Raw genomic sequence first — 19951 nt, forward strand, 5'->3', positions numbered from 1 at the left:
ACGAGACTCGGACGACAGCCCACAGCGAACAGTGTCGGAGGTGCGCCGTAGACTCGTCGGGTGACGATTCAAAGGATCAATACGGGTAGCGTTCTCAGCGTTCGCGGTGCCCGAGTGCACAACCTCCACAACGTCGACGTCGAGGTCCCCCGAGACTCGCTCGTCGTCTTCACCGGACTCTCGGGCTCGGGGAAGTCCTCGCTCGCGTTCGACACGATCTTCGCGGAGGGCCAGCGCCGCTACGTCGAGTCCCTGTCCGCGTACGCCCGCCAGTTCCTGGGCCAGGTGGACCGGCCGGACGTCGACTTCATCGAGGGGCTCAGCCCCGCCGTGTCGATCGACCAGAAGTCGACCAACCGCAACCCACGATCCACCGTCGGCACGATCACCGAGATCTACGACTACCTCCGCCTCCTCTGGGCACGCATCGGCATTCCGCACTGCCCCGTGTGCGGCGAGCCGATCCAGCGCCAGACGGTACAGCAGATCGCTGATCGCCTCATGGAGCTCGACGAGGGCACCAGGTACATGGTCGTCAGTCCCGTCGTCACGCAGAAGAAGGGCGAGTTCGTCGAGCTCTTCCAGGAGCTGTCCGGGCAGGGGTACGTCCGCGCGATCGTGGACGGCGAGCAGATCCAGCTCGCCTCGCCGCCCACGCTGAAGAAGTCCTACAAGCACGACATCTCGGTCGTGGTCGACCGGCTCGTCGCGGGGCCCGACATCCTCGGACGCCTCACCGACTCTCTCGAGACCGCCCTCCGCCTGACCGACGGCTTCGTCCAGATCGACTACGTGGACCAAGAGGGCGACGAGGCCGTGCAGACCTTCTCCGAGAAGCTCGCCTGCCCCAACCAGCACCCGATCCAGCTCACCGAGATCGAGCCGAGGACGTTCTCGTTCAACGCACCCTTCGGCGCCTGCCCGGAGTGCTCGGGCCTGGGCACACGGATGTCCGTCGACGACGAACTCCTCATCGGCGACGATCAGCTGTCCATCAGCGAGGGCGTGATCGTGCCGTGGAGCACCCAGGGCAAGGGCCTGTACCAGTACTACGAGAAGCTGCTCGTCGCCCTCGCCGACGACCTTGGCTTCTCGCTGACCACGCCGTGGAAGAAGCTGCCGGCTGCCGTGCGGACGAGCATCCTCACCGGCAAGGACTTCAAGGTCAAGGTCAAGTGGAAGAACCGCTACGGCCGAGAGATCAGCTACACCTCGGGGTTCGAGGGCGTGGCCCCCTACATCGAGCGCCAGTACGCCCAGTCGGAGACCGACACCCAGCGCGCCCGCTGGGCCGAGTACCTGCGCGAGATCCCCTGCCCGAGCTGCGGGGGCACCCGGCTCAAGCCCGAGGTCCTCGCCGTGACCGTCAACGGCAGGAGCATCGCGGCCGTCGCCGAGCTCAGCCTGGCCGACGCACGGGAGTTCATGGAGGAGCTCACGCTCACCGATCGTGAGGCGCGGATCGCGGCGCAGGTGCTCCGCGAAATCCGGGTCCGGCTCAACTTCCTCATCCAGGTGGGGCTGACCTACCTCTCGCTCGCCCGGGCCGCGGGGTCGCTGTCCGGCGGCGAGGCGCAGCGCATCCGGCTGGCCACGCAGATCGGGTCCGGTCTGACGGGTGTGCTCTACGTGCTCGACGAGCCGAGCATCGGCCTGCACCAGCGCGACAACCGTCGCCTCATCGAGACACTGCTGGCGCTCAAAGACCTGGGCAACACCCTCATCGTCGTCGAGCACGACGAGGACACCATCCGCGCAGCCGACTGGATCGTCGACATCGGTCCGGGCGCGGGCGTGAACGGGGGGACCGTGGTCCACTCCGGCGACTACGCCTCGTTGCTGGACAACACCGACTCCCTGACCGGCGACTACCTCTCCGGCCGACGCTCCATCGTCACTCCGAGCACGCGCCGCCCGGTCGACCGCGGACGGATGCTGACCGTGACGGGGGCGCAGGCCAACAACCTCCGAAACGTCACCGCGCAGTTCCCCCTCGGCACGCTGACCGCGGTCACCGGCGTGAGCGGCTCCGGCAAGTCCTCCCTCGTCAACGACATCCTCTACCGGGTGCTCGCCAACCGGCTAAACGGCGCGCGCAAGGTGCCGGGCAAGCACACACGGGTGACGGGCCTCGATCACCTCGACAAGGTCATCCACGTGGATCAGGCGCCGATCGGCCGGACCCCCCGGTCGAACCCGGCCACGTACACCGGCGTCTTCGACCGGGTGCGCACGCTCTTCGCGGAGACCGCCGAGGCGAAGGCACGGGGCTACCTCCCTGGCCGCTTCAGCTTCAACGTCAAGGGTGGACGCTGCGAGGCGTGCTCGGGCGACGGCACCATCAAGATCGAGATGAACTTCCTTCCCGACGTCTACGTCGCGTGTGAGGTCTGCAACGGGGCGCGCTACAACCGCGAGACCCTGGCGATCCACTACAAGGGCAAGAACATCGCCGAGGTGCTCGACATGCCCATCGCCGAGGCCGCGGTCTTCTTCGAGCCGATCAGCGCCATCCACCGCTACCTGAAGACCCTCGTCGACGTCGGCCTCGGCTACGTCCGGCTGGGACAGAGCGCCACCACGCTGTCCGGCGGCGAGGCGCAGAGGGTAAAGCTGGCGACGGAGCTGCAGAAGCGCACCAACGGTCGCTCCATCTACGTGCTCGACGAGCCGACGACGGGGTTGCACTTCGAAGACGTGCGCAAGCTGCTCCTCGTGCTCAACTCGCTCGTCGACAAGGGCAACACCGTCCTGGTGATCGAGCACAACCTCGACGTCATCAAGTCCGCCGACTGGCTGGTCGACCTCGGGCCTGAGGGCGGCGCAGGCGGGGGGACGATCGTCGGCACCGGGACACCGGAGCAGCTCGCCGTCAACCCGGACAGCCATACCGGTACCTTCCTCGCCGAGATCTTCGCCGAGGAGACGGCAGGGCTGGCCGCGGCCGACCGGTCCGCCTGAGCGGCATGTCCACTCAGCTGAGCTACCGCCCCGCGAGCGGGGAGATACCGACGACCCCGGGCGTGTACCGGTTCACCGGCCCGGACGGGCGGGTGCTCTACGTCGGGAAGGCGAAGAACCTCCGGCAGCGGTTGAGCAACTACTTCGGTCCGCTGCACACGCTGCACGAACGAACCCGCCGCATGGTCACCACGGCGACCGGGGTGACCTGGACCGTCGTCGGAAGCGACGTCGAGGCACTGCAGCTGGAGTACACGTGGATCAAGGAGTTCGATCCGCCGTTCAACGTCAAGTTCCGCGACGACAAGAGCTACCCCTACATGGTCGTCACGCTGCGGGACGAGGCACCGCGCGTCATGGTGTCGCGCAACCGCTCGATCAGGGGCGCGAAGTACTTCGGCCCGTACCCGAAGATCTGGGCGGTCAACGACACGATCGAACTGATGGTCAAGGCATTCCCGATCCGGACCTGCTCCGACGCCAACTACAAGCGGGCGATGCAGTCGGGTCGGCCGTGCTTTGCCGGGCAGATCGGCAAGTGCGGCGGGCCGTGCTCCGGACGGGTGACGATCGACGAGCACCGCGCCATCGTCGATGACTTCGTCGCCTTCATGTCCGGGGGCGACGACCGCTTCGTCGCCGAGGCCCGCGAGCAGATGATGGCGGCCGCGGCCGAGCAGGACTACGAGCGCGCGGCGCTCTACCGGGACCGTCTGCAGTCGCTCGAGGCTGTGCTGTCCAAGAGCGCCGTGGTGCTCTCCGACCGCGTCGACGCCGACCTGTACGCCGTCGCACACCACGAGCTCTCGGCCACGGTCCAGGGGTTCACCGTTCGCGGCGGCCGGATCAGGGGGGTCCGCGGGTGGACGGTCGACAAGGAGATCGACATGTCGACGGCCGACATCGTCCGCAGCGCGCTGCAGCGTGTCTACGCGGAGGCCTCGGGCGTCGACGACATCCCGAAGCAGATCCTGGTTCCCGAGCTGCCCGAGGACCGTGAGGAGCTCGAGGCGATGCTCAGCCAGCACAGGGGGAGGGGGCGGGTGAGCCTCGCCGTCCCGCAGCGGGGCGAGAAGCAGGCCCTCATGGAGACCGCCTCGGTCAACGCGATGCACGCGCTCAAGCTGTACACGAGCAGGCGAAACGCCGACTTCGTGGCCCGCAGCGACGCGATGGCCGAGCTCCAGGACGCCCTCGGGATGAGCGAGGCGCCGCTGCGGATGGAGTGCTACGACATCTCGCACCTCGCGGGGACGAACGTCGTCGCGTCCATGGTGGTCTTCGAGGACGGGCTTCCGCGCAAGGACCAGTACCGCAAGTTCTCCATCGCCGAGACCACCGACGACACCGACTCGATCCACCAGGTGCTGACCCGGCGCCTGGCCCGGCTGCGAGCCGACGACGGCGATGCCGGCCCCGATGGCGCTCACGAGCCGGCGGCCACCGCGTCCGCTGCAGCGACGCCGCCCAGCGGAGCGACAGCGCCGACCGCAACCGCCGCGTCGGCTGGGGCGGCCGGGGCGGCGCCGGACGACGCGCGACCGGAGGACGCGACCCCTGGACCCGCCGGACCGGGCGTCACCGTGAGCGGAGGGCCGCTCGACGGCGAGGACGCCGCGCCGCCGGTCGACGTCGCCGACCCCGACGCGGTCGTCGTGGCGACGACCCCTCGTCGCCGTTTCGCCTACCCGCCACAGCTCCTCATCGTCGACGGCGGCCAACCCCAGGTGCAGGCCGCCTGGCGCGCGCTCGAGGAGGCGGGGCGAACGGACATCGCCGTGTGCGGCATCGCGAAGCGTCTCGAGGAGCTCTGGCTTCCCAACGACGACTTCCCCGTCATCCTGCCGCGGAACAGCGAGGCGCTGTTCCTCATCCAGCGGATCCGTGACGAGGCCCACCGCTTCGCAATCACCTACCAGCGGGCCACCCGCAAGCGCGACATCACGACGGTGCTCTCCGACGTGCCCAGACTCGGTCCCGCACGGATCAAACGCCTGCTCGGACACTTCGGCTCGGTCACACGGTTGCGCGCGGCGGGGGTCGACGAGATCGCTCAGGTCGACGGGATCGGGCCCACCCTGGCGGGCGCTGTCCGCGAGCGGCTCAGTCGCTAGGCTGGGACAACCCCACCGTCAGCGCGAGAAGGCAGCATGTCCGAGACGACCCAGCCCCAGCAAGAAGTCCTCATCGTCACAGGGATGTCCGGCGCCGGGCGCTCGACAGCCGCCAAGGCGCTGGAGGACCTGGGCTGGTACGTCGTCGACAATCTGCCCCCGCAAATGCTGCGCCCCCTCGTCGACCTCGCGGAGCGTGCCGACGACCGGCTGCCCCGGATCGCCGCCGTCGTCGACGTCAGGGGGAGGGACTTCTTCCCCGACCTGCAGCAGATGATCGGCACGCTGAGGGAGGGCACGCAGCTGAGAGTGGTGTTCCTCGACGCGAGCGACGCCGTTCTCGTCACGCGCTTCGACGCGGTGCGCCGTCCGCATCCGCTGCAGAACGGCGGCACCCTGCTGGACGGCATCTCGACCGAACGCGCACGGCTGTCGGAGATCCGCGACTCCAGTGACGTCATCATCGACACCAGCGAGCTCAACATCCACCAGCTCGCGACCCGCGTCAACGAGCTCTTCCGCGAGCAAGACACACCCGGGGTGCGGGTGACCATGCTGAGCTTCGGCTTCAAGTACGGCCACCCCCAGGACGCCGACACGGTGGCCGACGCCCGATTCCTGCCGAACCCGTTCTGGATCCCGGAGCTGCGTTCGTTTTCCGGTCGGGACGAACAGGTGAGAGAATATGTTCTTGGCCGCCCTGGCGCCGAGGAGTTCATCGATGCGTACAGCACCGCCCTCGAACTCACACTCGACGGGTACCAGCGCGAGAACAAGCGGAACGCGACCTTCGCGATCGGATGCACCGGCGGTAAACACCGCTCGGTCGCGCTCGTGGAGAGGATCGCCGCGCGCCTGTCCAGCCTGCCCGGCGTCGCGGTGACCATCAGACATCGCGACCTCGGGCGCGAATAACCGTGAGAGCGCGGCCCCACGAGGGACGCAGAGAAAGTGGAGTGCTTAAGTGGCGTTGACGACCGAAGTAAAGGCAGAGCTGTCCCGGGTGGCGGAGACCCGCAGTTCCGTGCGGGCTGCCGAGCTGACCGCGCTGCTGCGCTTCGCCGGGGGGCTGCACGTCATCTCCGGCCGACTCGTGGTCGAGGTCGAGGTCGAGACAGTCGTCCTGGCGCAGCGGATCCGCAAGGACCTCGCCGAGATCTACGGCGTCCGCAGCATCGCGGCGCGCGCGGGAACGAACTCCACAACGGGGCAGGACCTCATCATCGTGCGCGTGATGGAGGGGGAGACCCTCGCACGCCAGACGGGCCTCCTCGACGCGCGTAAGCGGCCCGTGCGCGGCCTGCCCAATCGGCTCACCACCGGCTCGCGCGACGACCTGGCCGCCCTCTGGCGCGGCGCCTTCCTCGCCGCGGGAACCCTGACGGAGCCGGGCCGGAGCGCGGCGCTGGACATCGTCTGCCCCAGCAACGAGGCGGCGATGGCTCTGGTCGGTGCCGCGTCGCGGCTGGACATCTCCGCGAAGGCCCGCGAGGTCAGGGGAGTGCAGCGCGTCGTCATCCGCGACGGCGAGGCCATCAGCTCGATGCTGATCCGCATGGGGGCGAACGGGGCCGTGGCGGAGTGGGACGAGATCAGGCAGAGGCGCGAGGTGAGGGCCACGGCGAACCGCCTGGTCAACTTCGACGACGCCAACCTCCGTCGTTCCGCGCAGGCGGCCGTGGCGGCCTGCGCGCGCGTCGAACGTGCGCTCGAGCTGCTCGGGACCGACGTCCCCAAGCACCTCCGCTACGCGGGGGAGCTGCGGTTGTCCCATCGCGACGCGAGCCTGGACGAGCTCGGCCACCACGCGGACCCGCCGATGACGAAGGACGCCATCGCCGGCCGTATCCGCCGCCTGCTGGCGATGGCGGACAAGCGCGCCCAGGAGCTCGGCGTCCCCAGCACCGAGGCCAGCCTGCCCGGAGACATCGACGGCATCTGATCCGCCCGGCACGGAGGATTTCGCCCGGGGCGTAACCGGGCGACGCGGGCGCTCGGGGAGCTTGGGCTTCGGCGCCCGACGACTAGACTTTTCCGTGGACCACGCTCCATGCAGCGTCAGCTGCGACATCACGTAAGGAGAAGCACAGATGGCTGTCTATACACTCCCCGAGCTTTCATACGACTACGCCGCGCTCGAGCCGAGCATCAGCGGTGCGATCATGGAACTGCACCACTCCAAGCACCACCAGGCCTACGTCACCGGTGCCAACACGGCGCTGGACCAGCTCGCCGAGGCGCGCGACTCCGGCAACCTGGCGAACGTGAACAAGCTCGAGAAGGACCTCGCGTTCAACCTCGGCGGTCACGTCAACCACTCGGTGTTCTGGACGAACCTCTCGCCGAACGGCGGCGACAAGCCGACCGGCGAGCTGTCGAGCGCGATCGACGACTTCTTCGGTTCCTTCGACAAGTTCCAGGCCCACTTCACCGCCGCCGCCCTCGGCGTGCAGGGATCGGGCTGGGCCGCACTGGTCTGGGACTCGATCGGCCAGCGCCTGCTCGTGCAGCAGTTCTTCGACCAGCAGTCGAACTTCCCCGTCGGCGTGGTGCCTGTGCTGCTGCTCGACGTGTGGGAGCACGCGTACTACCTCGACTACCGCAACGTCCGCGCCGACTACGTCAAGGCGTTCTGGAACATCGTCGACTGGGAGAACGTCCAGCAGCGGTTCCTGACCGCACGCGAGAAGACGGACGGCCTGCTGGTACTGTCGTAATCGACACGATGGGGTGCCCGGCTAGCGCGGGTACCCCATCTTATTTCTGCAGGGAAATAATTCGTTTCGCGCATCAGCGCCCCAGCAACAGGAGAAGATCTTGTCCGTAAAGATCGGTATCAACGGTTTCGGCCGCATCGGCCGCAACTACTTCCGCGCAGCCCTCGCCAAGGGCAGTGACTTCGAGATCGTCGCCGTCAACGACCTGACCGACCCCGCCGCCCTCGCCCACCTGCTCAAGTACGACTCGATCACCGGCCGTCTCGACGCGACCGTCGAGGTCGACGGCGACACGATCGTCGTCGACGGCAAGCCCGTCAAGGTCCTCGCCGAGCGCGACCCCGCGAACCTCCCGTGGGGCGAGCTGGGTGTCGACATCGTCATCGAGTCCACCGGTCGCTTCACCAAGGCGGACGACGCCAAGAAGCACATCGCCGCCGGCGCCAAGAAGGTGCTCATCTCGGCCCCCGCCTCCGGTGAGGACGCCACCTTCGTCCTCGGCGTCAACGACGGCGACTACGACCCCGAGAACCACCACATCATCTCCAACGCCTCGTGCACGACCAACTGTCTCGCGCCGCTGGCGAAGGTCTTCAACGACGAGTTCGGCATCGTCACGGGCCTGATGACCACGGTTCACGCGTACACGGCTGACCAGAACCTGCAGGACGGCCCGCACAGCGACCCCCGTCGCGCCCGTGCCGCGGCGATCAACATCGTCCCGACCTCGACCGGTGCGGCGAAGGCGATCGGCCTCGTCCTGCCCGAGCTCAAGGGCAAGCTGGACGGTTTCGCCCTGCGCGTCCCGGTCCCCACCGGCTCGATCACCGACCTGACCGTCGAGTCGGCCCGCGAGGTCACCGTCGACGAGGTCAAGGCCGCCTACAAGAAGGCCGCCGAGGGCCCCCTGAAGGGCATCCTCAAGTACACCGAGGAGCCCCTCGTCTCCAGCGACATCGTCACCGACCCGCACTCGTCGATCTTCGACGCGGGCCTCGTGCGCGTCATCGGGAACCAGGTCAAGCTCTCCAGCTGGTACGACAACGAGTGGGGCTACTCCAACCGCCTGGTCGACCTGACCGAGCTCGTCGCCGACCGCCTGTAGGCTCAGCGATATGGCTCTGCGCACCCTCTCATCCCTCGGCTCCCTCGCGGGCCGACGCGTCATCGTCCGAAGCGATCTGAACGTCCCCGTCAGCGACGGCGTCATCACCGATGACGGCAGGATCAGGGCTTCGTTGCCCACGATCAGTGAGCTGAGCGAGGCCGGGGCACGGGTCATCGTGATCTCCCACCTCGGCCGCCCCGCGGGCGAGCCGAAGCAGGAGTTCTCACTTGCCCCCGTCGCCGCTCGCCTCGGCGAGCTGCTCGGCCGCCCGGTGGCCTTCGCCACCGACACGGTGGGCGAGTCGGCGCACGATGCGGTCTCCGCGCTCGAGGACGGCGATGTCGTCGTCCTCGAGAACCTTCGGTTCAACCCGGGGGAGACGAGCAAGGATGAGGGGGTGCGCGCCGCCTTCGCCGCCCAGCTTGCCGAGCTGGGCGACGTGCTGGTCTCGGACGGCTTCGGCGTCGTCCACCGCAAGCAGGCCAGCGTCTACGACCTCGCCACCCTCCTGCCGAGCGCGGCCGGCGGTCTGATCGAGCGCGAGCTCCACGTCCTCGAGGCCCTGACCGAGAAGCCCGAGCGTCCGTACACGGTCGTTCTCGGCGGCTCCAAGGTGTCCGACAAGCTCGGCGTCATCGGGCACCTCCTGCCTCGCGTCGACACGCTGCTCATCGGCGGCGGCATGCTGTTCACCTTCCTCGCCGCTCAGGGCCACCCCGTGGGCGCGAGCCTGCTCGAGAAGGACCAGCTCGACACGGTGCGCGGGTACATCTCCGAGGCTGAGCGCCTCGGGGTCACCCTCGTCGTGCCGAGCGACGTCGTCGTCGCCTCCCGTTTCGCCGCCGACGCCGACCACGTCGTCGCGCCGGTCGACGCGATCGAGGACACCGCCTTCGGCGCCTCCGGCATCGGGCTGGACATCGGCCCCGAAACCGCGGCCACCTTCGCCCGGATCGTGGCGGAGTCGAAGACCGTGTTCTGGAACGGCCCGATGGGCGTGTTCGAGTTCGACGCGTTCGCGGCGGGAACGAAGGCCGTGGCCGAGGCGCTCACGCGTGTCGACGGACTCGGCGTCGTCGGTGGCGGCGACTCCGCCGCGGCCGTTCGCGCCCTCGGCTTCTCGGACGACGACTTCGGACACATCTCCACCGGCGGTGGGGCCAGCCTCGAGTTCCTCGAGGGCAAGACTCTTCCCGGACTGGAGGTCCTCGGATGGTGACCACACGCACCCCGCTCATCGCGGGCAACTGGAAGATGAACCTGGATCACTTCCAGGCCATCGCGTTCGTGCAGAAGCTCGCCTGGGCCCTCAAGGACGCCAAGCACGACTACTCCTCCGTCGAGGCGGCCGTGTTCCCCCCGTTCACGGACCTCCGCTCCGTCCAGACGATCGTCCAGGCGGACAAGTACGAGATCGGCTATGGAGCCCAGGACGTCTCGGTGCACGCATCCGGCGCCTACACGGGTGAGGTCGCGGCGTCCTTCCTCGCGTCCCTCGACTGCCGGTACGTGCTCGTCGGTCACTCGGAGCGTCGGACCCTCCATGGCGAGGACGACGCGGTCGTCGCCGCGAAGGTCTCGGCCGCGCTCGGCTCCTCGCTCGTGCCGGTGATCTGTGTCGGCGAGACCGCGGAGGACCTGGAGAAGCACGGTCCGAGCGCGGTTCCCGTCGCACAGCTGACGCGCGCACTGGAGGGTGTCGACTCCGCCGCGGACATCGTCGTCGCGTACGAGCCCGTCTGGGCGATCGGCTCCGGCCAGGCCGCGACGCCTAAGCAGGCCGAGCAGGTCGCCGCTGAGCTGCGTTCCGCCCTGCGCGAGTCACTCGGTGACGAGGCGGCCGACCGCACGCGCATCCTCTACGGCGGTTCCGTGAAGGCGAACAACATCGCCGGCTTCATGCGGGAGCCCAACGTGGACGGCGCGCTCGTCGGCGGTGCGAGCCTCGACCTGAACGAGTTCGCGAGCATCATCCGTTATCAGAGTCACGTCGGACTGTAGTCCAGGGCGTACCGCCTTCCAGCGGGTATAGTTGAGGCAGCTCTGTGCCTCATTCCAGAAAGGTCCTCGTGGAAATTCTTCAGGTCGTCCTGCAGGTTGTGCTTGGTTTGACCAGCCTGCTCCTGACCTTCCTCATCCTCCTGCACAAGGGCCGCGGTGGCGGCCTGTCCGACATGTTCGGCGGTGGCATGGGGTCGAACCTCGGCGCCTCGGGCGTTGCGGAGCGCAACCTCAACCGGATCACGATCATCCTCGGATTGGTCTGGTTCCTCACCATCGTCGCGCTTGGTCTGATCACCAAGTTCCAGGCCGGAGTCTAAGGAGCATCATGGTTGCAGGAGGAAGCGCGATCCGCGGCTCACGCGTCGGCGCGGGCCCGATGGGGGAGCAGGACCACGGTTTTCACGCCGAGCGTCGTGCGATCACCTATTGGGACGCCCTGGGAAACGCGACCGTCCGCTACTTCGCCGCGAACGTGGCGGACGAGGACATTCCCGAGGTCATCGACTGCCCGAAGAGCGGCCTGCCCGCCGGTCAGGACAAGGACAACCCGCCGGCCGTAGCCAAGCCGGAGCCATACAAGACGCATCTGGCCTACGTGAAGGAGCGCCGCACGGAGGAAGAGGCCGCAGAGCTTCTCGAGCAGGCGCTGCAGCAGCTCCGCGAACGGCGGGGGACGGCGGCGACGGCAGCGCGCCGCCGCTGAGTCATATCATCACGAGAGGCCTCGACACATTACGTGTCGGGGCCTTTCGTCTGTCGCCCGTGCGGCCCACACCACCCGGCCGGTCAGCGCAACTCGCCGACAGACCGCTCGCAATGTGCGTCCGCCATCGCACCGCTCGTCCCGTGCACGCCACCGGTGAGAGGGGACGAGAAACGGGCGGGCCCCCGAGAGGACCCGCCCGTTGTGTCACCGCGTCAGTAGGACGAGCTGATCAGGTTCTCCGGGACTTCGGCCGCGGCCTCCTGGTCGACGAAGAACACGGTGCGCTTGCGCCCCTTGATGCCCGCGACGGGAACCTCATGGAAGCTCGCGCCGGCGAGGCCCAGTCCGAGCGCCGACGCCTTGTCCGGTCCGGCGAGCACCAGCCACACGCGATCGGAGGAGTTCAACGCACCCCGCGTCAGCGTGATGCGCTCCGGCGGCGGCTTGGGGGAGTCCCGCACCGGCAGAACGGCGCCATCCTTCGCCCCGACCTCGCCACGGTCGGGGAACAGCGAGGCGACGTGGCCGTCCGGCCCCACGCCGAGGAAGGTGATGTCGAACCGTGGCCAGTCACCGCCCTCCGGTGCGTAGCGACGAAGCTCGTCCGCGTACGCCACGGCCGCGGCGTCGAGGTCGAGCCCCTCGTCTGCCGCCGCCATGACGTGGACGTTCCCGGCGGGAACGGCGATGTGATCGAGCAGAGCGGCGCGCGCCTGGCCCTCGTTCCGTTCCGGGTCACCGGCGGGCACGAAGCGCTCGTCGCCCCACCAGAAGTGCATACGCGACCAGTCGATGGTGTCCCTGGCGCTCGAGGCGTTGATGGCCTCCAGCACCCCGATACCGACCGAGCCCCCGGTGAGCACCACGTGGGCCACCTCGAACTCGTCGAGGAGGTCGACCGTCTTCGTGAGGAACCGCGCGGCGACCGACGCGGTCAGCGCCGGCTTGTCCGCATGGATCAGGACGCGTCGCTCGTTCGTCATCCGTTGCTCCGAACCTCGGTGTCGAACTCCTTGAGCCCCCGGGTCACGACCTCGCCGTACATGAGGTCGGGGCCGAGGCGGCGCAGTTCCTCGGCCAGGCAGTCGCGCAGGCTCCTCCGCGGCAGCGAGATGTCGTGCGTCGGCTGGCCCGGCTGGCTGAGCGTCGCCACGTTCTCGATGGGACGCTCCAGCACGACAGCACCCGAGCGGCGGTTGAGGCGCACACCGTGGATACCGCTCGACCCGTTGCCCCGGTGATGGGACTTGTACTTGACCGGCACCTGCAGCCGGAGCCGCAGCCAGGTGGCCAGCAACACCGTCGAGGGCGAGTCGGCGGCGCCGGAGACCTCCACGCTCTCGACCGGCTCGTAGGGGGCCTGGTCGAGAACGGCGGCCAGCTGGGCACGCCAGTGGGTCAGGCGCGTCCAGGCGAAGTCTGTGTCGCCGGGGCGGTAGCTGTCACTCAGCGACGCCACCGCCTCGACGGGGATCTCTCCGGCGGAGGCATCGGTGATCCGGCGCTGGGCGATCCGGCCGATCGGCGAGCTGGCCGGCGTCACGGGGGAGCGCCCCGGCCACCACGCCACAACCGGTGCGTCGGGCAGCAGGAGTCCCGTGATCAGGCTCTCCTCGTTGCTGGCGACCGCTCCGTAGGCGCGGAGCACGATGACCTCGCTCGCGCCCGCGTCGCCACCGACACGGATCTGGGCGTCGAGCCGGGGCTCGACGTCGGGATTGCCCGGCTCGGTGAGCAGGACGATCACGCGCATCGGGTGCTCGCGGGAGGCGTCGTTGGCCGCCTCGATGGCCGCCTCCTCCGAGCCGAGCTCCGTCGCGATGATCAGCGTCAGCACCCGGCCGAGGGCGACGGCACCGCCCTCCTCGCGGATGGTGACGAGCTTCTTCGAGACCTTGCTCGTCGTCGTGTTGGGCAGGTCGATGATCACGGGCGCCTCCAGGTCCGGCCGTCGCGAGCGAGGAGCTCGTCCGCCGATGTGGGACCCCAGGTCCCCGGCTTGTACTGCTCAAGGGGGCCGCCCTTGTCGGCCCAGAACTCCTCGATCGGGTCGAGGATCTTCCAGGACAGCTCCACCTCCTCGTGACGCGGAAACAGCGGCGGATCGCCGAGCAGCACGTCGAGGATGAGGCGCTCGTAGGCCTCGGGGCTCGCCTCCGTGAAGGCGTGGCCGTAGCCGAAGTCCATCGTCACGTCGCGGACCTGCGTCCCCGCACCGGGGACCTTCGAGCCGAAACGGATCGTGACGCCCTCGTCCGGCTGGACGCGGATGACGATCGCGTTCTCACCGAGCTGGTCGGTCTGGCTCTCGGTGAACAGGTACTGCGGCGCACGCTTGAACACGATCGCGATCTCCGTCACCCGTCGGCCGAGACGCTTGCCCGCGCGCAGGTAGAACGGCACACCCGACCAACGCCTGGTGTTGATGTTCAGCTTCATGGCCGCGTAGGTCTCGGTCGTGGACGCGGGGTCCATGCCGTCCTCGTCGAGGAAACCGGTGACGTGCTCGCCACCCTGCCACCCGCCGGCGTACTGTCCGCGGGCTGTGGCCTCGTCCAGGTTCTCGGGGAGGCTCACCGCGGCGAGGACCTTCTCCTTCTCGGCGCGCAGATCCGCGGCGTCGAACGAGATGGGCTCCTCCATGGCTGTGAGCGCGAGCAGCTGGAGCAGGTGGTTCTGGATGACGTCGCGCGCCGCGCCGATGCCGTCGTAGTAGCCGGCACGGCCACCCACACCGATGTCCTCCGCCATGGTGATCTGGACGTGGTCGACGTGCTGACCGTTCCAGACCGGCTCGAAGAGCTCGTTGGCGAAGCGGAGGGCGAGAATGTTCTGCACCGTCTCCTTGCCGAGGTAGTGGTCGATGCGGAACACCGCGTCGGCCGGGAACACGGACTCGACGACGGCGTTCAGCTCGCGAGCTGTCTTGAGGTCACTGCCGAAGGGCTTCTCGATGACGACGCGGCGCCACTGCTCGTCGCTGCCGGCCTCCGCCAGCCCCGAACGCCGCAGCTGCTCCGTGACCTGGGGGAACGCCTTCGGCGGGATCGACAGGTAGAAGGCGTGGTTGCCGTTCGTTCCGCGCTCGGTGTCGAGCGTGTCCAGCGTCTCCTTCAGCTGAGCGAAGGCCTCGTCGTCGCCGAACTCGCCGGAGACGAACCGGATGCCCTGAGCGAGCTGCTTCCAGACCTCCTCGCTGAACGGGGTCCTGGCGTGCTCCTTCACGGAGGCGTGAACGACCTCCATGAAGTCCTGATCCTCCCAGTCCCGCCGCGCGAAACCGACCAGCGCGAAACCGGGGGGCAGGAGCCCCCGGTTCGCGAGGTCGTACACGGCGGGCATGAGCTTCTTCCGAGACAGGTCACCGGTGACACCGAAGATGATCAGGCTGGACGGGCCAGCGATCCGGTTGAGGCGACGGTCGTCTGCGGAACGGAGAGGGTTGTTCTCCGCTGTGATATCCACGGGGGACATGCAACTCCTTAGCTGGACGTGTCCTTAGTCGACCGCGGAGAACAGGGCCGTGAGGTCGTCTCCGTCGGGCAGGGTGAGGGTGACGACGGGGCGACCGTGCTCGGCGAGCACGCTCGCGTCGCCGGCGGCCTGCGCCTGGATGAGCTGCCCGAAGGTGAACGGACGCTCGGGGATGGCCAGGTCGGCCGCGGAGCTCTGCGTGATCTGCAGGAACACGCCGGTCGCGGGACCACCCTTGTGGTACTGACCGGTCGAGTGCAGGAACCGGGGGCCCCAGCCGAACGTCACCGGGCGACCCGCCCGCGCGGCCAGCAGGTTGCGGATCCCGTCCAGCTGCGGGAGCGCGAGGCGGTCCACGTAGGCCTGAACGGAGAGGTAGCCGTCCTCGGGCAGCTGCTCGAGGAGCGCGGTGACCACCTCGGCCACCGTCGTGCGGCCGTCGACGACCGCTGCGGTGCCGCGGACCTCGATGCCGCCGTCGGTGAACGCCGGCGCGACGGGCTCCGGGCGTGCGTCGAGCAGGCCGCGGGTGGCGACCTTCGCCGACTCGACGTCCGGCTGGTCGAAGGGGTTGATGCCGAGCAGGCGCCCGGCGACGGCGACCGCGTACTCCCAGACGAGCAGCTGCGCGCCGAGCGTGCCGGACACGTGGATCTCGCCCTCGTGCTTCTCGCCGAAGAGGTGGCGCGCATTGGCGTCCTCGACCAGCCGAACGATCTGCACGTCCGGGTATCCGGCCTCGACCTCGGTCGAGAGGGTGTCGAGAACGACGGGGAGGATGCCCGTGCCGATCTTGCCCGTCGACTCGGCGATGAGCTGCTCGGCCCAGTCGGCGAACCCGACGATGTGCGTGCCGTCCGCGACGATGCCGAGCTTGTCGCGGCGCGGCGAGGTCGCGGCGATCGCGGCACCGAGAACGAGGCCGGGGTTGGCCGCGTCGTCGATCGCGAGCGGAAGCGAGATCGCGTCAGCCTCGTCCAGGAGCTCGGTGATGTCGACGCCGGCCAGCCCCGAGGGGACCAGGCCGAACGCGGTCAGCGCGGAGTAGCGTCCGCCGACGTTCGGATCCGCGTTGAACACGCGGAAGCCGCCCTCACGCGACTGGACGTCGAGGGGGGAGCCGGGGTCGGTGACGACCACGATGCGCTGGCGCGGGTCGATGCCCGCCTCGGTGAACGCCTGGGCGTACACACGGCGCTGGCTGTCCGTCTCGACGGTGGAGCCCGACTTGCTCGACACCACGAGCGCGCTGGTGGCGAGCCGGTCGCCGAGGGCGGCGATGACCTGGCCGGGTGCCGTCGAGTCGAGCACGGTGAGCTCCGCACCGGCGGTACGGGTGATGACCTCGGGGGCGAGCGAGGAGCCGCCCATGCCTGCCAGCACGATGTGGTCGACGCCCTGCGCACGCAGCTCGTCGCGCAGCGCGGTGATCTCCGGCACGAGGGCGCGGGACACGGCGACGGCCTCGGTCCAGCCGAGACGCTTCGCCGACTCGTCCTCTGCCTCGGGCCCCCACAGCGTCGGGTCCTGCGAGGTGATGCGCGAGGCGACGTGGTCGTCCAGCAGCTGGGGGAGTGTGGCCTCGACGGCCGCGGCCGCGTCGCCGGAGACGTGGATCTCGAAGCTCATCGTGCGGCCTCCAGCGCGCTGCCGACGGTCTCGAGCAGCTCGTTCCAGGAGACGACGAACTTCTCGACGCCCTCCTTCTCGAGCAGCGCGGTGACGTCGTCGTAGGACACGCCCTGCGCCGCGATGGCGTCGAGGACGGCGTTCGCCTCGTCGTAGGACACGGTGACGGTGTCACCGGTCACGACGCCGTGGTCGAAGGTCGCGTCGAGGGTCTTCTCCGGCATGGTGTTGACCACGCCGTCGGCGACGAGCTCGGTCACGTACAGCGTGTCGGGCAGCTCGGCGGACTTGACGCCGGTGGACGCCCACAGCGGGCGCTGCTTGTTCGCGCCCGCGGCCAGGAGCACGCGTGCGCGCTCCGAGTCGAACTCCTCGACGAACACCTGGTAGGCGAGGCGGGCGTTCGCGACGCCTGCCTTGCTCTTAAGGGCGAGCGCCTCGTCGGTTCCGACCGCCTCGAGCCGCTTGTCGATCTCGGTGTCGACCCGCGACACGAAGAACGAGGCGACCGAGTGGATCGTCGACAGGTCGATGCCAGCGGCCTTGGCCTTCTCGAGTCCGGTGAGGTACGCGTTGATGACCTCGCGGTAGCGCTGCAGGCTGAAGATCAGCGTCACGTTGACGCTGATGCCCTGGGCGATGACGGCGGTGATGGCCTCGAGGCCCTCGACGGTCGCGGGGATCTTGATCATCGCGTTGGGGCGGTCGACCTTGGCCCAGAGCTGCGTGGCCTCGGCGATCGTGCCGGCCGCGTCGTGCGCGAGGCCGGGCTCGACCTCGATCGAGACGCGACCGTCGTAGCCGGCGCTGGCGTCGTAGACGGGCCGGAACAGGTCCGATGCCGCGGCGACGTCATCGGTGGTGATCTCGAACACGGCCGCGGAGGCGTCGGTACCGGCGGCGGCGAGCGTCGCCACCTGCTCGCGGTACGCGTCGCCCTTGCTCAGCGCGGTGGCGAAGATCGTCGGGTTGGTGGTCACGCCGACGACGTTCTTCTCGTCGATGAGCTTCTGCAGGTTGCCCGTCGAGATGCGCTCACGCGAGAGGTCGTCGAGCCAGATGCTCACGCCTGCGGACGAGAGGGCTGCGGTGGGTGTTTCCGTCATGATGAACTCCTTCTGTCGAGACGCGGGGTCAGTTCTGACCGAGCGAGTCCTTGGCTGCGGCCACGACGGCCTCGGTGGTGATGCCGAACTCGCGGAACAGCGTCTTGTAGTCGGCGGAGGCGCCGAAGTGGTCGATCGCGATGGAGCGGCCGGCGTCGCCGACGATCCGGTCCCAGCTGAGGTGGCTTCCCGCCTCGACGGACACGCGCGCCGTCACGGAGGAGGGCAGCACTTGCTCGCGGTACTCGGCGCTCTGCTCGGCGAACCACTCCAGGCTCGGGGCGGAGACGACACGCGCGTTGATGCCGTCGGCGGCGAGCTGCTCGCGCGCCTCCACGGCCAGCTGCACCTCGGAACCGGTGGCGATGAGCAGCACGTCGGGGGTGCCGCCGGGGGCCTCCGCGAGGACGTAGGCGCCCTTGGCCGTGTTGTCGGCGGAGGCGAAGACGTCGCCGGAGGCCGCGCCCTCCCCACGCTCGAACACGGGGATGTTCTGACGCGTCAGCGCGATGCCCGTCGGACCGCCGTGGCGACGGAGGATCTCGAGCCACGCGGCCGCGGTCTCGTTGGCGTCCGCGGGGCGGACGACGGCGAGGTTCGGGATCGCGCGGAGCGAGGCGAGCTGCTCGATCGGCTGGTGCGTCGGGCCGTCCTCGCCGAGCGCGACGGAGTCGTGCGTCCAGACGAAGATCGAGGGCACGTTCATCAGCGCGGCCAGGCGCACGGCGGGGCGCATGTAGTCGCTGAAGATGAGGAAGGTGCCACCGAAGGCGCGCGTCTTGCCGTGCAGGACGATGCCGTTGAGGATCGAGCCCATGGCGTGCTCGCGGATGCCGAAGTGCAGGACGCGACCGTAGTCGTTGCCCGTCCACTCCCGCGTCGAGTGCTCGCTCGGCACGAAGGACGCCGCCCCGGCGATCGTGGTGTTGTTCGACTCGGCGAGGTCAGCCGAACCGCCCCAGAGCTCGGGGAGGACGCCGGCGAGGGCGTTGATGACCTTGCCGGAGGCGGCACGGGTGGACAGCTGGGTTCCGCCCTCGAACACGGGGAGGACCTGCTCCACCTCGGCGGGCAGCTCGCCGGCCTCGAGGCGGTCGAGCAGAGCCTTGCGCTCGGGGTTGGCGGCGGCCCAGGCGTCGAAGTCCTTCTGCCACGCCGCACGCTCCTGGGCGCCGCGCTCGACGGCCTGACGGGTGTGGTCGATGACCTCGTCCGCGACCTCGAAGGTCTTCTCGGGGTCGAAGCCGAGCACCCGCTTGACGGCGGCGAGCTCGTCCGCGCCGAGCGCCGAACCGTGGATCTTGCCGGTGCCCTGCTTCTTCGGGGCGGGCCAGCCGATGATCGTGCGCAGGATGATGAGGCTGGGCTTGCCGGTCTCGGCCTTCGCCGCCTCGATCGCGTCGTTGAGCTCCTGGATGTCCTCGACGTACTCGCCGGTCTTCTTCCAGTCGACGCGGAGGACCTGCCAGCCGTACGCCTCGTAGCGCGCGGCGACGTCCTCGGTGAACGCGATGTCGGTGTCGTCCTCGATCGAGATCTGGTTGGAGTCGTAGATCGCGATGAGGTTGCCGAGCTCCTGGTGGCCGGCGAGCGAGGACGCCTCGCTCGTCACGCCCTCCTGCAGGTCGCCGTCGCCGGCGATGACGTAGATGTTGTGGTCGAACGGGCTGGTGCCCGCGGCCGCCTCGGGGTCGAACAGGCCGCGCTCGTAGCGGGCCGCGTAGGCGAAACCGACGGCGGAGGCCAGTCCCTGGCCCAGCGGTCCGGTGGTGATCTCGACGCCGGCGGTGTGGCCGTATTCGGGGTGACCGGGGGTCTTGGAGCCCCAGGTGCGCAGTGCCTTCAGGTCGTCGAGCTCGAGGCCGTAGCCGCCGAGGTACAGCTGGACGTACTGGGTCAGCGAGGAGTGCCCGACAGACAGGATGAAGCGGTCGCGACCGAGCCAGTCCTGATCGCTGGGGTCGCGGCGCATGATCTTCTGGAACAGGAGGTAGGCGACGGGTGCCAGGCTCATCGCGGTTCCGGGGTGGCCGTTGCCGACCTTCTCGACCGCGTCGGCGGCGAGGATGCGTGCGGTGTCAACCGCCTTGCTGTCAATGGGTTCCCACTGGAGTGAAGCCACTATTGCTTAC

General features: G+C 69.0%; 16 protein-coding genes. 10 read left to right on the forward strand and 6 right to left on the reverse strand.

The window, feature by feature from the left end:
- Nucleotides 1–60: 60 nt before the first annotated feature.
- The 10 genes from uvrA (at nucleotide 61) to FM119_RS05425 (ending at nucleotide 11607) form a co-directional block, all read left to right on the forward strand.
- Nucleotides 61–2961, forward strand: coding sequence for an excinuclease ABC subunit UvrA (uvrA, locus tag FM119_RS05380; RefSeq protein ID WP_087136655.1), 2901 nt, complete (start codon nucleotides 61–63; stop codon nucleotides 2959–2961).
- 5 nt (nucleotides 2962–2966) lie between these two features.
- Entirely contained in the window at nucleotides 2967–5075 is a 2109-nt protein-coding gene (uvrC, locus tag FM119_RS05385) for an excinuclease ABC subunit UvrC (RefSeq protein WP_087136656.1), read from the forward strand.
- 36 nt (nucleotides 5076–5111) lie between these two features.
- Complete coding sequence (gene rapZ / locus FM119_RS05390) at nucleotides 5112–5990, forward strand: RNase adapter RapZ (protein ID WP_087136657.1); 879 nt, start codon at nucleotides 5112–5114, stop codon at nucleotides 5988–5990.
- A 49-nt stretch (nucleotides 5991–6039) separates the two neighbouring features.
- Nucleotides 6040–7017, forward strand: a complete 978-nt coding sequence (gene whiA, locus FM119_RS05395; RefSeq protein ID WP_087136658.1) for a DNA-binding protein WhiA — start codon at nucleotides 6040–6042, stop codon at nucleotides 7015–7017.
- 148 nt (nucleotides 7018–7165) lie between these two features.
- Entirely contained in the window at nucleotides 7166–7792 is a 627-nt protein-coding gene (locus tag FM119_RS05400; RefSeq protein ID WP_087136659.1) for a superoxide dismutase, read from the forward strand.
- Between the two features lie 100 nt (nucleotides 7793–7892).
- Nucleotides 7893–8897, forward strand: coding sequence for a type I glyceraldehyde-3-phosphate dehydrogenase (gene gap / locus FM119_RS05405; protein ID WP_087136660.1), 1005 nt, complete (start codon nucleotides 7893–7895; stop codon nucleotides 8895–8897).
- Between the two features lie 10 nt (nucleotides 8898–8907).
- The gene (locus FM119_RS05410; RefSeq protein WP_087136661.1) at nucleotides 8908–10119 is read left to right on the forward strand and encodes a phosphoglycerate kinase; all 1212 of its coding nucleotides are present in this window, start codon (nucleotides 8908–8910) and stop codon (nucleotides 10117–10119) included.
- Nucleotides 10113–10901 (forward strand): triose-phosphate isomerase, encoded by a 789-nt coding sequence (gene tpiA / locus FM119_RS05415; protein ID WP_087136662.1) that lies wholly within the window; start codon nucleotides 10113–10115, stop codon nucleotides 10899–10901. Before FM119_RS05410 ends, tpiA begins: the two co-directional genes overlap by 7 nt.
- Before the next feature lie 68 nt (nucleotides 10902–10969).
- Nucleotides 10970–11221 (forward strand): preprotein translocase subunit SecG, encoded by a 252-nt coding sequence (secG, locus tag FM119_RS05420; RefSeq protein ID WP_087136663.1) that lies wholly within the window; start codon nucleotides 10970–10972, stop codon nucleotides 11219–11221.
- 8 nt (nucleotides 11222–11229) lie between these two features.
- Nucleotides 11230–11607, forward strand: coding sequence for an RNA polymerase-binding protein RbpA (locus FM119_RS05425; protein ID WP_087136664.1), 378 nt, complete (start codon nucleotides 11230–11232; stop codon nucleotides 11605–11607).
- A gap of 215 nt (nucleotides 11608–11822) precedes the next feature.
- On the opposite strand, the gene pgl is transcribed toward FM119_RS05425, so the two are convergent.
- Genes pgl through tkt form a run of 6 tightly spaced genes read right to left on the reverse strand, consistent with a single transcriptional unit; the run spans nucleotide 11823 to nucleotide 19941 of the window.
- Nucleotides 11823–12593: a 6-phosphogluconolactonase gene (gene pgl / locus FM119_RS05430; protein WP_087136665.1), complete on the reverse strand. Its 771-nt coding sequence runs from the start codon at nucleotides 12591–12593 to the stop codon at nucleotides 11823–11825.
- Complete coding sequence (locus FM119_RS05435; protein ID WP_087136666.1) at nucleotides 12590–13540, reverse strand: glucose-6-phosphate dehydrogenase assembly protein OpcA; 951 nt, start codon at nucleotides 13538–13540, stop codon at nucleotides 12590–12592. Before FM119_RS05435 ends, pgl begins: the two co-directional genes overlap by 4 nt.
- On the reverse strand, nucleotides 13537–15084 hold the full coding sequence (gene zwf, locus FM119_RS05440) for a glucose-6-phosphate dehydrogenase (protein ID WP_087136667.1): 1548 nt from the start codon (nucleotides 15082–15084) through the stop codon (nucleotides 13537–13539). Before zwf ends, FM119_RS05435 begins: the two co-directional genes overlap by 4 nt.
- A 24-nt stretch (nucleotides 15085–15108) precedes the next feature.
- Nucleotides 15109–16713, reverse strand: coding sequence for a glucose-6-phosphate isomerase (locus FM119_RS05445; RefSeq protein WP_087136668.1), 1605 nt, complete (start codon nucleotides 16711–16713; stop codon nucleotides 15109–15111).
- Nucleotides 16710–17819 carry a transaldolase gene (gene tal / locus FM119_RS05450; protein ID WP_087136669.1) on the reverse strand — a complete coding sequence of 370 codons (1110 nt, stop codon included), beginning with the start codon at nucleotides 17817–17819 and terminating at the stop codon, nucleotides 16710–16712. Before tal ends, FM119_RS05445 begins: the two co-directional genes overlap by 4 nt.
- 28 nt (nucleotides 17820–17847) lie before the next feature.
- Nucleotides 17848–19941: a transketolase gene (gene tkt / locus FM119_RS05455; RefSeq protein ID WP_087136670.1), complete on the reverse strand. Its 2094-nt coding sequence runs from the start codon at nucleotides 19939–19941 to the stop codon at nucleotides 17848–17850.
- Between the last annotated feature and the right edge of the window lie 10 nt (nucleotides 19942–19951).

The sequence above is a fragment of the Mycetocola reblochoni REB411 genome (assembly GCF_900163835.1).
Taxonomy (GTDB): domain Bacteria; phylum Actinomycetota; class Actinomycetes; order Actinomycetales; family Microbacteriaceae; genus Mycetocola_B; species Mycetocola_B reblochoni.

Bases quoted from the DNA above. Each gene is read 5' to 3' on its own strand.
- uvrC (WP_087136656.1), top strand. From the start codon at position 2,967: ATGTCCACTCAGCTGAGCTACCGCCCCGCGAGCGGGGAGATACCGACG.
- rapZ (WP_087136657.1), top strand. From the start codon at position 5,112: ATGTCCGAGACGACCCAGCCCCAGCAAGAAGTCCTCATCGTCACAGGG.
- FM119_RS05400 (WP_087136659.1), top strand. From the start codon at position 7,166: ATGGCTGTCTATACACTCCCCGAGCTTTCATACGACTACGCCGCGCTC.
- FM119_RS05410 (WP_087136661.1), top strand. From the start codon at position 8,908: ATGGCTCTGCGCACCCTCTCATCCCTCGGCTCCCTCGCGGGCCGACGC.
- tpiA (WP_087136662.1), top strand. From the start codon at position 10,113: ATGGTGACCACACGCACCCCGCTCATCGCGGGCAACTGGAAGATGAAC.
- FM119_RS05425 (WP_087136664.1), top strand. From the start codon at position 11,230: ATGGTTGCAGGAGGAAGCGCGATCCGCGGCTCACGCGTCGGCGCGGGC.
- pgl (WP_087136665.1), bottom strand. From the start codon at position 12,593: ATGACGAACGAGCGACGCGTCCTGATCCATGCGGACAAGCCGGCGCTG.
- zwf (WP_087136667.1), bottom strand. From the start codon at position 15,084: ATGTCCCCCGTGGATATCACAGCGGAGAACAACCCTCTCCGTTCCGCA.
- FM119_RS05445 (WP_087136668.1), bottom strand. From the start codon at position 16,713: ATGAGCTTCGAGATCCACGTCTCCGGCGACGCGGCCGCGGCCGTCGAG.
- tal (WP_087136669.1), bottom strand. From the start codon at position 17,819: ATGACGGAAACACCCACCGCAGCCCTCTCGTCCGCAGGCGTGAGCATC.